The 12,195-nt window shown below is 63.5% G+C and carries 11 protein-coding genes and 2 pseudogenes; 7 read left to right on the top strand and 6 right to left on the bottom strand.

Annotated features, from left to right (window positions below; all coding sequences use genetic code 11):
• The 7 genes from BN903_RS03195 to BN903_RS03165 all read left to right on the top strand — a co-directional run.
• The coding region (locus tag BN903_RS03195) for a Tm-1-like ATP-binding domain-containing protein (RefSeq protein ID WP_048076344.1) at positions 1-960 on the top strand (960 nt) is incomplete at its 5' end.
• Between the two features lie 85 nt (positions 961-1,045).
• Positions 1,046-2,401 (top strand): substrate-binding protein, encoded by a 1,356-nt coding sequence (locus BN903_RS03190; RefSeq protein WP_048076343.1) that lies wholly within the window; start codon positions 1,046-1,048, stop codon positions 2,399-2,401.
• Between the two features lie 210 nt (positions 2,402-2,611).
• Positions 2,612-3,553 carry a branched-chain amino acid ABC transporter permease gene (locus BN903_RS03185; protein WP_048076342.1) on the top strand — a complete coding sequence of 314 codons (942 nt, stop codon included), beginning with the start codon at positions 2,612-2,614 and terminating at the stop codon, positions 3,551-3,553.
• Positions 3,550-4,704 (top strand): branched-chain amino acid ABC transporter permease, encoded by a 1,155-nt coding sequence (locus tag BN903_RS03180; protein ID WP_048076341.1) that lies wholly within the window; start codon positions 3,550-3,552, stop codon positions 4,702-4,704. The genes BN903_RS03185 and BN903_RS03180 overlap by 4 nt, the downstream gene beginning before the upstream one ends.
• Positions 4,704-5,462 carry an ABC transporter ATP-binding protein gene (locus BN903_RS03175; protein WP_048076340.1) on the top strand — a complete coding sequence of 253 codons (759 nt, stop codon included), beginning with the start codon at positions 4,704-4,706 and terminating at the stop codon, positions 5,460-5,462. Before BN903_RS03180 ends, BN903_RS03175 begins: the two co-directional genes overlap by 1 nt.
• On the top strand, positions 5,459-6,202 hold the full coding sequence (locus BN903_RS03170) for an ABC transporter ATP-binding protein (protein ID WP_048076339.1): 744 nt from the start codon (positions 5,459-5,461) through the stop codon (positions 6,200-6,202). The genes BN903_RS03175 and BN903_RS03170 overlap by 4 nt, the downstream gene beginning before the upstream one ends.
• A 93-nt stretch (positions 6,203-6,295) precedes the next feature.
• The gene (locus tag BN903_RS03165) at positions 6,296-7,561 is read left to right on the top strand and encodes a PQQ-binding-like beta-propeller repeat protein (protein ID WP_048076338.1); all 1,266 of its coding nucleotides are present in this window, start codon (positions 6,296-6,298) and stop codon (positions 7,559-7,561) included.
• A 49-nt stretch (positions 7,562-7,610) separates the two neighbouring features.
• Here BN903_RS03165 and BN903_RS03160 read toward each other — a convergent pair whose 3' ends face one another.
• The 6 genes and pseudogenes from BN903_RS03160 to BN903_RS03135 all read right to left on the bottom strand — a co-directional run.
• Complete coding sequence (locus BN903_RS03160; RefSeq protein WP_048076337.1) at positions 7,611-8,444, bottom strand: phosphoenolpyruvate hydrolase family protein; 834 nt, start codon at positions 8,442-8,444, stop codon at positions 7,611-7,613.
• 165 nt (positions 8,445-8,609) lie between these two features.
• Positions 8,610-9,020, bottom strand: coding sequence for a cupin domain-containing protein (locus BN903_RS03155; RefSeq protein ID WP_048076336.1), 411 nt, complete (start codon positions 9,018-9,020; stop codon positions 8,610-8,612).
• Positions 9,021-9,830: 810 nt separating this feature from the next.
• Positions 9,831-10,247 carry a transcriptional regulator gene (locus BN903_RS03150; protein WP_048076335.1) on the bottom strand — a complete coding sequence of 139 codons (417 nt, stop codon included), beginning with the start codon at positions 10,245-10,247 and terminating at the stop codon, positions 9,831-9,833.
• Between the two features lie 33 nt (positions 10,248-10,280).
• Positions 10,281-10,599 (bottom strand): annotated as a pseudogene (locus tag BN903_RS03145) (DUF6516 family protein).
• Between the two features lie 322 nt (positions 10,600-10,921).
• Entirely contained in the window at positions 10,922-11,173 is a 252-nt protein-coding gene (locus BN903_RS03140) for a hypothetical protein (RefSeq protein ID WP_048076334.1), read from the bottom strand.
• A 128-nt stretch (positions 11,174-11,301) separates the two neighbouring features.
• Positions 11,302-12,195: pseudogene (locus tag BN903_RS03135) on the bottom strand (amidohydrolase); the annotation flags it as partial.

The raw sequence follows: 12,195 nt of genomic DNA, 5'->3' as shown, positions 1-12,195 counted from the left end.
GCCGCGATCGTCACCCGAGCACACGAGGCGGGGCGGCTCGACGGCGTCCTCGGGCTCGGCGGCTCCGGCAACACGTCGATGGCGACGGCGGCGATGCGCGCGCTCCCGGTCGGCGTCCCGAAGTTCATGGTCTCGACGGTCGCGTCGGGTGACACGGAGCCGTACGTGGGTCACGCCGACATCGCGATGATGTACTCCGTCGCCGATATCGAGGGGCTCAACCAGCTCTCGCGAACCGTGATCGCCAACGCCGCGCTCGCGGTGGTGGGCATGATCTCCCGGGATCCCGACGTCGAGACCGAGGAGAAGCCGACGATCGGCATCACGATGTTCGGCGTGACGACGCCCTCCGTCCAGACCGCGCGCGAGTGGCTCGAAGCGCAGGGGTACGAGACGATCGTCTTCCACGCGACCGGAACGGGGGGCCGCGCGATGGAGTCGCTGGTCGAGGAGGGCGTCATCGACGCGGTGCTCGACGTCACGACCACGGAATGGGCGGACGAGCTCGTCGGCGGCGTCCTCTCGGCCGGACCGGAACGACTCGAGGCGGCGGGGAACGCCGGTGTCCCGCAGGTAGTCTCGACCGGCGCGCTCGACATGGTCAACTTCGGTCCGGAGTCGTCCGTTCCCGAGGAGTTCGCGGACCGTCACTTCCACGTCCACAATCCGCAGGTGACGCTGATGCGGACCACTCCCGAGGAGAACGCCGAGCTTGGCCGAATCATCGCGGAGAAACTTAACGCGGCGACCGGTCCGGTGACGGTCGCGCTCCCGCTCGGCGGCGTCTCCATGCTCGACGCGCCGGGCGAGGAGTTCCACGATCCCGAGGCCGACGCGGCGCTCTTCGACGCACTCCGCGACCACCTCGACGACGACGTGGAGCTGATCGAGATGGACGCGAACATCAACGACGAGGAGTTCGCGCTGGCGCTCGCAAAGCGGATCGACCGGTACATGTGAACCCCGTCTCGGTGTCGTGACCGGTTACCACCCAAACATTTAATTACTGGTTGGTACCATGTGACTACGAACGTTCCGAAAATCCATGATGAATACGCAATCACAGACCGACAGCACGAGGCGACGCTATCTGAAAGCAATCGGCGCGACTGGCCTCGCGGCCGGCTTCGCCGGCTGTACGGGCGGTAACGGGGGTGACGGTGGCGACGGCGAATACGCGCCCATCGGGAACTTCCCCCCGGAGGGCGACACGGTGTCGATCGGATTCAACGGACCGACCTCCGGCGCGCTGGGGCCCGACGGACAGGACCAAGAGGCGGGCTTCGACCTCGCGGTCCAGCACCTCAACAACGGCGGCGGTCTCGTCGACTACTGGGACCGACTGAGCGGCGACGGCATCATGGGCTACGAGGTCGAGCCCACGAGGGCGGACACGGCCGGCAGCGCCGACACCGCACAGGACAACATCGAGCGGATGATCCAGCAGGACAACATCCAGTTCTGGACCGGCGGCATGTCCAGTACGGTGACGATGGCCATGCAAAACGTCGCGCAACGGGAGAAGATCCCGTTCATGGGTGGCAACTCCACGTCCGCCAGCATCTCGGGAGAGAACTGCTCGCGGTACTACTTCCACCCGACGTTCCACGCGGAGATTATCGGAATGGCGATGGGCGACGCCGCGCCCTCCGTCCTCGGTGAGGATCGCTCGCTGTTCCACATCTACATGGACTACTCGTACGGGCAGTCCAACCGGGACGCCGCCCGCAAGTATCTCACGGAGAACGGCCCCTGGGAGCACGCCGGACAGGCCGCCATCGCGGAGGGAGAGAACGACCACAGCTCGCAGATTCAGGCGCTCGAAGAGTCCGGTGCCGACACGCTGTACTTCTCCAGCTTCGGCAACTTCGCCGCCAGCGGGCTCGCACAGCTGAACGACGCCGGACTGACCGACGACATCGACGTCATCATCCCGCACGTCAGCGCGTTCACGCTCGACCCGCTCGGTGCCGACGCGGAGGGCGTCCTCGGCATGGAGCCGTGGAACCCCGCCGCCGACAACGAGCCGAGCCAGGTGTTCATCGATTCGTACCGAGACGAGTACGACGAGACGCCAAATCAGAGCTCGCTGCACACCTACGAGTCGATGATGGTCTACGCCGCCGCCGTCGAGGAGGCGGGCACGTTCCACCCGCCGACCGTGGTCCGCACGCTCGAGGAGTTCGAGTGGAGCCTCGCGTGGGGAGACTCGGTGTTCCGCGAGGCCGATCACCAGGTCGAGCGCCCGTGGTACCTCGTGCAGGGTGTCGGCGACGACCGAGCCGAGGAGCTCGGTATCCGCACGGAGGTCGTCGAGACGACCGATCCGCTGATCTACGGCTCCGACGCGTTCCCGGCAACGGAGTGCGCGATGGGCGACAACGAGTACGGCGACGAGTAGCTCCGCCCGCGGTCGGGAGAGTCGGGATCGCACCGCCTTCCGTCACCCGACTTTTGTCCCAGTACGTCGCTCGCTCGCTGAGCGGGACCCAGAGAGCGCACATCGATTCCACGTGGAGAGTCACCAAAGCACAAGATTAACATAGTGAAAAATTACAATAATCGTACACTCCATGAAACAGCAAACACCGTCTGATCCGAGGTGGCTGGGATGACTCTCGACGCAGCCGTCGGATTCGTATTCATCGCCTTGAGCGTCGCATCCCTGTATCTGCTGGTCGCCATCGGCCTGTCAATCGTGTTCGGGTCGCTTAAATACGTGAACATGGCTCATGGCGTCCTCTATCTCGGCGGCGCGTACATCGGACTCCTCATCGCGTCCGAAGAGGAGTACGGCGGGCTCCTCTCCGACTACGGGGCGGTCGGCCTCGACTGGGGGTTCGTGCCGGCGTTAATCTTGACGCCGATCGTCATCTTCGCCGTCGGCGTCGCCATGGAACGGCTGCTCGCGAAGCCGTTCTACGACCGCGATCTGCTCGACCAGCTGTTGGTCACGTTCGGCGTCCTGATCGCCGCCCAGGAGCTTGTCGCCATCGTCTTCGGTCGGACGGGGACGATATTTCCCCGACCCGAATGGCTCTCGGGCGCGATCTCGCTTCCCGTAATCGGAACGCCGCCCGGGCTGGCCGCGGCGTCGACGATACGAGTGCTGGTCGTGACGCTCACGCTGGTGCTCATCGGGATCATCTTCGCGTTCTTCAAGTACACCGACTACGGGCTCGCGGTGCGGGCCGGGACCGAAGACTCCGAGATGGCCGAAATGCTGGGAATCCGGGTCGGTCGCCCATTCCTGCTTATCTTCGCGATTGGGGCCGCGTACGCGGGACTCGCCGGCGTGCTCGGCGGATCGCTGTTCAGTGTCACCACCGGGATCGGGATGGAGATCATCATTCCGTCGCTGGTGATCGTTATCATGGGCGGCGTCGGAAGCCTTCGCGGAACGGTCGTCGGCTCGCTGCTCGCCGGGCTTGCGTTCGCGCTGGCGACGGTGGTCGCGCCGAGCATGACCCAAGCGATCATCTACCTGCTGGCTATCGTCGTGTTGACAATTAGACCGAGCGGTATCTACCCCTCTGCGAGGATCGGACAATGAGTACTGATAACGCCCAACCCGACGTCGAGGACGAATCGTCGCTGATCAGCGTGGACGCGTGGGACCGGATCAAACACACCGAGCGGTTCATCTTCCTGATCTCGGTGGGGTTCGTTCTCACGTTCTCGTACCTGTTCAGTCGCGCACCCGTCATCTCGGACGTGACACAAGGGTACCACGGGCTCACGGTGACCATCCTCATCTGGTCTATCTTCGCGCTCGGGTTCAACCTCCTGTTGGGACAGACCGGGCTCCTCTCGTTCGGACACGCGATGTTCTTCGGGACCGCGAGCTACGCGACCGCGCTGTTCTCGATCCACGTGTTCAACGAGCCGCTCACGATCGTCGTCGTCGGAGTGCTGTCCGCACTCGCCCTCGGAGCGGTGGCGGCGCTCATCCTCCTCCGGCTCCACACGGTGTACTTCGCCATCGTCGCGCTGGCGATCGGCCAGTTCCTGTACTTCCTCGCGAACAACCCGCTCGAAGGGATCACACGGGGGATAAACGGGCTCTCAGTGGAGCGAGCGCCGCTTCTCGGCATCGTCGATCTCAACCACCGGTACGGAGGGATTCTCGGGGAGTTCGTCGTGGACAACCTGTACCTCTTCGTCGGCGTCTTCTTCGTCGGCGTCGTCGTGTTCATCACCCGGATTCGCAAATCGCCCTACGGCCTGATCTTCAAGGCGATCCGCGAGAACGAGACCCGAGCGTCCTTCGTGGGGCTCGACGTCTGGCGCTACAAGTTCGCCGCGTTCCTCCTCTCGGCGGGAATATCGGGGCTCGCCGGCTCGCTTTTGGCGGTCAACACGCAGTTCGCCGGTGTCGAACGCCTGTACTGGTCGATCAGCGGGGACGTGGTCGTGATGGCGGTCCTCGGCGGTCTCGGTACGCTCGCCGGCCCGGTCATCGGCACGTTCGTGTGGTTCTACTTCAAGGGGATTGTCAACGGGTTCCCCACGCTCGGAAACTACTGGCTGCTCATGTTGGCGGTCTCGTTCACTGCGGTCGTGTGGGCGTACCCCGACGGAATCTGGGGAATGATCACGAGCCTCACGGCGGAGCTCCGGGAGCCGAAGACGCTCGCTGCGAAGGTGAAAGCCCGAGTGACGGGTGGCTCAGCTACCGAGGAGTCCGACGGGGGTGAGCGGTAATGGCGCTGCTCGAAACAGACGAGTTGACGAAGGAGTTCGGCGGCCTTACGGCGCTCAAAGACGTCGACATCGCCGTCGAGGAGGGCGAGCTGGTGTCGCTCATCGGTCCCAACGGCGCGGGGAAGTCGACGCTCATCAACACGATCACGGGGCGGCTCACGCCGACCGAAGGAACGGTGACGTACGCGGGCACCGAACTCGTCGGGATGGAGCCCTTCGAGATCGCTCAACTGGGCGTGGGACGGACGTTCCAGACGGCGTCGATCCTGCCCGAACTCACCGTCCGCGAGAACGTTCAGGTCGCGGCGTTCGCGGCCGAACACGGCTCCTTCCGGATCAATTTCCTCAGCCGCCGGGACTCCTTCGACGAGGTTCAACGGTTGACGGACGACATCCTCGACACAATCGAACTCGACGACAAGTCGGAGACGAAGGCCGCGTCGCTCCCGTATGGCGACAAGCGACGGCTAGAAGTCGCCATCGGACTCGCGACCGATCCGGACCTGCTGTTCATGGACGAGCCGACGGCGGGGATGTCGCCGGCGGAAACCGAGATGACCGTCGATCTCATCGAAAACCTTCAGTCGGAGTGGGGAATAACGATCTTCTTGGTCGAACACGACATGGACATCGTCTTCAACATCTCCGACCGGATCTTCACGCTTCACCAAGGCGAGCTCATCGCGAAGGGGACACCCGACGAGATCAGGGACCATCCGGCGGTTCGCGAGGCCTACCTCGGGGGTGAAGAGCAATGAGTCTGCTCGAACTCGAGGACGTCCACGCCCACTACGGACCGAGTCACATCCTCCGGGGCGTCTCGATATCCATCGACGAGGGAGAGGTCGTTACCCTTCTCGGACGCAACGGAGCCGGAAAGACGACGACCGTGCGCAGCATCGCCGGGACGGAGCCGCCACAGATTCGGTCGGGAGCTATCAGGTTCGACGGAACCGACATCACCGACTGGCCGGCCGACGACATCGCCATGGGTGGGATCGGCGTCGTCCCCGAGGGGCGGCGGCTGTTCACCGAGCTGACCGTCGAGGAGAATCTCGAGCTGTCGACCATCACGCGGAGCTGGTGGAACACCATCCGACGACGCGGGCTCGGAGGAGGCGAGAGCACCATGGAAATCGGCGAGCTCTACGACCTGTTCCCGCGCTTAGAGGAGCGGCGGGAACAGCAGGCGGGGACGCTCTCTGGCGGCGAACAGCAGATGCTGTCGATCGCGCGGACCCTCCGGCTGCCGGACCTCGACCTCCTCCTGTTAGACGAGCCCACCGAGGGGCTGGCCCCGCAGATCGTCACCGCGGTCGGTGACGCCGTCGAAGAGATCGCAGACAGGGGGTTGACGGTGCTGCTCATCGAACAGAACGTCCGCGAGGCGCTCCGGATCGCGGACCGCGGACACGTCCTCGACCAGGGAGATATCGTGTATCAGGGGACCACCGAGGACCTCGAAAACGAGGACCTCGACGAGTACCTCGTCGTCTGATCGTCGCGGCCGACACGGGTCGGTCCAATTCGGCTCCAGACGGCGGTTAACGGCCGACACTATTATCTCCGCGACGCCGAAGAGTGTTATTGGATGACGAAACGAAATCGACGACAGTTCCTCGCGGCGGCCTCGGCGTCCGCGCTTGCTTTCACTGCGGGCTGTCAGCGGCTGTCGCCGTCCGCGTCGGGGAGCCATCCCGTCACGGAACCGATCGAGTCGTGGGCGACGTTTCGCGGCGACCGACACAACACCGGCTACACGGGCGACGACTCCGACATCGGCACCGACCCGTCGCCGGCGTGGACGTACGAGGCGGACGGTCCGTTCTGGGGGAGTCCGGTGGTCGCCGACGGGACCGTGTTCATCGGGAGCGCCGATAACGCACTGTACGCGCTCGACGCCGAGACGGGCGACGAGGAGTGGACGTTTGCGGCCGACCACCGGATCGAGGCGACGCCGGCGTACAGCGACGGAACGGTCTACGTCGGATCGTACGACAAGCGCCTGTACGCCGTCGACGCGGCGGCGGGAACCGAGCGCTGGTCGCGCTCGTTCGACGGGCTGATCCGCGGCAGTCCGACGCCGTGGGACGGGTCGATCATCGTGGGCGTCGGCTGTCACAACCTCGCGTGCGCGTGGTACGCCGACGAAGAAGGGGCCCCCGAGAACGGGTGGATCTACTCGCTCGACGCGGCGACCGGAGAGACCGACTGGCGGGTCGACGTGGGTACGGAAGTCGTGAGCACCCCGGCCGTGGCCGACGACACCGTCTACGTCGGCGACTCCGACGGCATCCTCCACGCGCTGGATCCCGCCTCGGGGGACACGCGCTGGACCTACGAAACCCGCGACATGATCTGGTCGAGTCCCGCGGTCGCGTACGGAACGGTGTTCATCACCGACTGGAACGGGAACGTCCACGCCGTCGACGCCGAAACCGGCGATGAGGCGTGGCTCGCCGACACGGCCGGGCGCTACATCTCCGGTTCCGTCGCCGTCGACGAAGAAGGCGTCTACGTCGGCCACACGCCGTACAACACTCTCGACGACCCGACCACGAACTACGCGAAGGTGTTCCGGTTCGACCGCCGAACTGGCGAGGAGGACTGGGCCTTCGAGACGTCGGCGCTGGAGATCGGAAGCAGCCCGGTCGTGACGACCGACCGCGTCTACATCGGAAGCCACCGACAGACGGAGGAGGGAGACAGCACCGTCGGCATCCACGCGCTCACGACAGACGGCGAGGAGGAGTGGTTCGTCGAGATCGGCGGTCGGGGCGTCGGTTCCAGCCCGGCGCTCGTCGACGGACGGCTGTACTTCGGCGGAACCGACGCGACCGTGTACGCGATGGAGTGAACCGGACGCGACGCCGCGGCGGGCGAACGGAGTCCGTCCGCCGACGGGATCAGAAGTCGATCTCTTTGAACTTGCGCGCCTGATTCTCGATCGCCTCCTCGGTCGCGAGCCGTTCGATGCTCGACGCCCCGAAGAACCCGACGATGCCCTCCGTGTTGTTGAGGACGTACTCGGCGTCGTCGGGCCAGGCGATTGGCCCTCCGTGACAGATGACGTGGACGTCCTCGCGGACGGACTTGGCGGCGTCGTGGTGCGCTTGGACGCGCTCGGACGCCTCGTCCAGATCGAGCGCCGTCTCCGCGCCGATGTCGCCGGAGGTGGTCAGTCCCATGTGCGAGACGATCACGTCAGCGCCCGCCTCCGCCATCGACTCCGCCTGCTCCTCGGTAAATACGTACGGGCAGGTCAGCATTCCCTGATCGCTGGCCTCGCGGATCATCTCTACCTCCTCGTCGTATCCCATTCCGGTCTCCTCGAGGTTCTGTCGGAAGTCGCTGTCCTCGTCGATGAGACCGACGGTCGGAAAGTTCTGTACGCCGGAGAAGCCGCGCCGACGCAGGTCCTCGATGAACACGTCCATCTCACGGAACGGGTCCGTTCCGTTGACGCCCGCGAGTACCGGCGTGTCCTCGACGACCGGAATGACCTCGTGGCCCATCTCCACGACGATTTCGTTTGCGTCCCCGTACGGAAGCAGCCCCGCGAGCGACCCGCGCCCGTTCATCCGGTACCGCCCGGAGTTGTAGATGATGAGGAGGTCGACGCCGCCCCGCTCGGCGAACTTCGCCGAGATCCCCGTCCCCGCACCCGCTCCGATGACCGGCTCGCCCGCTTCGATAGTCGATTCTACCCGTTCGAGTGATTCCGCACGGTCGTATTTCATCGTACGTGACGACACACCGCACATCACTTTAACATTGTGGAAGAAGCGCCGATTACGGCCGTATTCGGGCCTGAGCGGCGGCTATCCGCTGTCGCAGGCCGGCGTCGAAACTCGGATGGTGGCCGGTCGGCCGAGCGCTACCGGCCGCGTCCGCTCCGCGGACTGTCAGTCTTCGGGGAACTCACCCGGCGGGAACACCGTTGCGTCCTCGTCCTCGCGGATCTCGGCCTCCGGACCCGGCGGACCGTACGCCGCGAGGAACCGAAGTGGCTCCCACGACGTGTTGATCGTGCTGTGTTCGACGCCGCTCGGGATATGTACCATCTCGCCCGCTCCGACGGTCCGCTTCTCGTCGGCGATGGTCTGTTCCCCCTCTCCGCTGAGGAAGTACAGGATCTCTTCGGAGTCGGGATGCGTGTGTCGCTCGTGGCCTTTCCCCGGTTCGAGCACCACGACACCGGCGCTGAATTCCGCTGCGCCAGTGACGGACGGAGTGTTCATCCACTTGATCGTCCCCCAGTCGAGCTGGATCGTTTCGACATCGTCCGGACTAACGAACCGCTTTTCAGCTACCATGCTACACACTGCCATTCACAGGTGCCGGTTAAATACGTTGGTGTCAATTGTGCGATCGTACTTAGAGGCGCTGAGTCCATGCGAGGCGAACGACCTGAACCACTCGTTTACCGTTACTGCTTCGACAAAATTAAAATAATTTGGTAAATAAGTATTCAAATAGTTTTTCTTATATATTATTTGTCTGTCGCTATTCAGGTTCCATATCAGTTATTTCTGAACAGAGATCGTGTTTTTGACAAGCTTACTGAAGTAAATATATTAATAAAAAAGGCGCTATAAAATCATATTTATCACGAAAATCAAGAAAAACCGATCTTCTATATCGTTTTGTTAATCGAAAGGTGATTCGGAATCCGACCGGTTTCTGGCTGTCGATCGATTTCGCGATCTCAGTTATACTCGATCGAGCGAACACAATTGAATCCAAATACATAAAAAATCCTATATACATATTAAAGTGGTATTTCTGGCAGCTGAAACAGAACACTAAACTTCAGCAACAGCCACGGTGTTGCTTCTCGCTCCACGAACGCTACGTTGATTTCGTCTAAACAGTCCCTGAAGCGGGTGTTCTCGGCGATAGACGGCTTTGAAACCCCACCGTCACCTTTCAAACCGTATCTGCGCACCACCACGGGAATACTCAAGACAGTGAAATTAGAGTGGGACGATAGCTACTGACCTCCAAGACCAACTCACGCGGCTTTGTTGAAATATTATTCTTCAGACAGTTACTAGCCTGAAACATCCGGTCACTGGAGAGTGCGAATTGATCGCTGAGAATCCTCCTAGTTTGAGACGAACCGACTACGCACTCGCAGGGGCGCTGTCGGCATCGCCGTTATCGATGAGCGGGTAGTCGATGTGAACTTCGATGCGGTCAAATGGGACGACAGGTTGTATCGCGCCGCTGGGGCCGCCCTCTTCGAGCGTAAGGATACCCAGTACTTCCAGCTGCTTCAGGTCAGAGTGGACGTCGGATACGTCTCGCTCAACGAGCCGCGCCGCTTCGCGCATACTTTCGGGAGCTTCCTCGGCGATCGCTCGGATGAGCTCTAAGCGGAGCGGGGTGAGACTGTCGACGAAGTCGTCGTAGGTTCCAAACTGGAGCGTCGCCTTTCCGTCCTGGTCGTCGAGATCGTCGTCCTCGACATCCTGGACGAACTGGAGTGCGTCCTCACGGAGCTGTTCTCGGTCGCCGACGGTGATGTGGAGTGTGGTCATGGTCGGGGTGGCAGTGGGTCGGGTGGTGTTCGATCAGTGTGGTCGGGGTGGGTTGCCGCCGACAGCGTCCCAGTACTCGTCCGCATTCGCCCAGAACTCGACGAGCAGCTCCTCCATCCCAGGGAACTCGACGTCGTCGAGATCGCCAGCTGCGGTGTGATGCTCGTGCCCCTTCGTGTCCTCGTGGGAGTTGTCGTACCGGACGAGCGTGAGATCGTCGAGGGTGCCCAGATGGAGCGTGTACTTCCAGCCCGAGGGGTACGGTCTCGGTGTCGTCAGTCGGTCGAAGCACGACGTTCTCGACGAGGCCGGTTTCGACGTGCGTGTACTGGAAGAGCGGCTCTGCGGGCATCCCTTACGTGTTGGGACACCTCCCAACAACATAAGCGTTGGGCAGAAGTCCAACACCGAACAGAAACACCGCTCGTCCCGCAAAGGCCTCTGATCGGTCTCCCGCACAGATCGAAGCCGAGCCCCGAGTCGCCATTGAACCAGCCGCTGTTACCCGGATGGTGTCTGCGGCACCTCAATAACACACCCTCCCAACCGCATATTTGTACCCAATACGCGATTGGGTCAATGCTGTATTGAGTGTTCTATATGTCACCTACACTGACCGCTTCTCGAAGGGCAGCGCACGTACGCGATCCGTTCCTGACGTCCTGACCGATCGGCTACGACAGCTCGGAGAGCCGCCGCCGCGCGGCCGTCACCGCCTCCATCGCGTCGATCCACTCCCGTGGATCCGTACACCAGATCCGGTCGCCCTCGACGCTCACGCAGAACACCGATTCGCTGGAGGGCGAGAGCGTGACGCGGTCGACCTCGGGACGGTCGCCGAGGTACGCGTCGATGAGCCGCCGGGCCGTCTCTGCCTCGGAGCGGAGCCGGTTCCCCGCGGCGTACTCGATAGCTATCTCCGTCATGCTCACACGTTAGAACTACATGATTAATAACTATCGTTTTCTGGCAGCGATTGCGGCTTTCGATGACAGTCAATTGGTGTTACGACGATCATCGAACAAAAGGCCGTCGAGTTCGCTGGCCGTCGAACTCACCGACCGTCGAACACGACCTCGCCGTCGACGACGGTCAGTCCGACGTCGATGTCGTCGATGGCGTCGGACCGCTCCCACGGTGACGCGTCGAGCGCGACGAAGTCGGCCCGTTTGCCCGGTTCGATCGTGCCGAGGCGGTCCTCGTCGAAGCCGGCGTAGGCGGCACCGCTCGTGTACGCGCGCAGCGCCTCCGTGACGGCGAGTCGCTGAGGCTCGGCCGGGGCGTTGACCGCGTGGTGGACGCCGACGAGCGGGTCCATCGGCATCCCGTCGGAGCCGAACGCGAGCCGGACCCCCGCGTCGAGCATCTCGCGGTAGCGGTTCGTCTCGGCGGTGCGCTCCGGGCCGAGTCGCTCCTCGTAGAGACCGCCCTCGCCCGCCCACTTCAGGAAGTTCGGCTGGACGCTGGCGACGACGCCGGTCTCCGCGAGGCGCTCGATCGCCTCGTCGTCGGCCAGTTCGACGTGTTCGATCCGGTGGCGAGCCTCGCCCGGGTCGGTCTCCGAGGCCTCCTCGTAGGCGTCCAACACCGCCGCGATCGCCTCGTCGCCGATGGCGTGCGCGGTGAACTGGAAGCCGGCGTCGGTCGCCGCCGCCACCGTCTCGCGCAGTTCCTCGGGGGTCGACAACCCACTGTCCGGTCCTCGTCGGGGGGCGTCCGCGTACGGCTCCGAAGAGGACGGGCGGTCCGCCCGCCGAAGCTCCCGTCCGTGTACGACTTGATCGCGCCGGTCCGAACCGTGTCGCTCCCGGCGTTCGTAGCGAGGCCGCTCTCGTCGAGCGCGTCGAGGTGGTCGCTCCAGTAGTTGATCCGGACGCGGGCGGTCAGGTCGCCGGCGGCGTCGAGGTCGCGGTAGACGCGCGGGGCGTGCGAGTTCCGGACCATGTCG

It is taken from the genome of Halorubrum sp. AJ67, from assembly GCF_000513435.1.
The sequence above is the reverse complement of the archived record's forward strand: the minus strand, read 5'-3'. Positions and strand labels throughout refer to the sequence as shown.